Source organism: Pseudoalteromonas sp. S2721 (assembly GCF_005887425.1).
Taxonomy (GTDB): Bacteria; Pseudomonadota; Gammaproteobacteria; order Enterobacterales; family Alteromonadaceae; genus Pseudoalteromonas; species Pseudoalteromonas simplex.
The window spans coordinates 1-449 of sequence record NZ_PNCZ01000140.1; the positions used below are offsets into that span (position 1 = coordinate 1).

Sequence of the window (449 nt, forward strand, 5' to 3'; positions counted from 1 at the left end):
ACTCCGGGGCCAGGGCGCCTATCGCTAAGGTCTACCGGGAAGTTTAGGATAGAATCACACCTAAGCCGCGGCGAGCAGGATACCGCGACTGACTAATACGGCTCGGCGGCCCCTTCTGCTATTTTTACCTTTGATCATAAACAAGCCGCTGATCGCTAAAAACAGCAGCAGCCCTGCAAAAATATCAGAAAAAATAACCCACGAATCGTTTGTCTCGTTCAAGGGTAAACGGTTAAATGCTTGAAATACATGACGAGGCTCAATGGCTTCATAGCTTATGATATCTTTAATAAGATTAAGGCTGAGATTGTTACCGTTTTTTAAAAACACCTTAAAATCTTTCGGCGACACCAATAAAGAGGCCTTTACCGGCTAGCTGACATCAGCATGAGAGATAAATAGTTCAATCAGCACCACCGCATAATCAAAATGCAACGTTTCATCGCTCA

Annotated in this window: 1 protein-coding gene; it reads right to left on the reverse strand. The window is 44.5% G+C overall.

Annotation, left to right across the window (positions count from 1 at the left end; translation table 11 throughout):
* Positions 1-60: 60 nt before the first annotated feature.
* Positions 61-330: a hypothetical protein gene (locus CWC02_RS20580; RefSeq protein ID WP_138619937.1), complete on the reverse strand. Its 270-nt coding sequence runs from the start codon at positions 328-330 to the stop codon at positions 61-63.
* Positions 331-449: the final 119 nt, after the last annotated feature.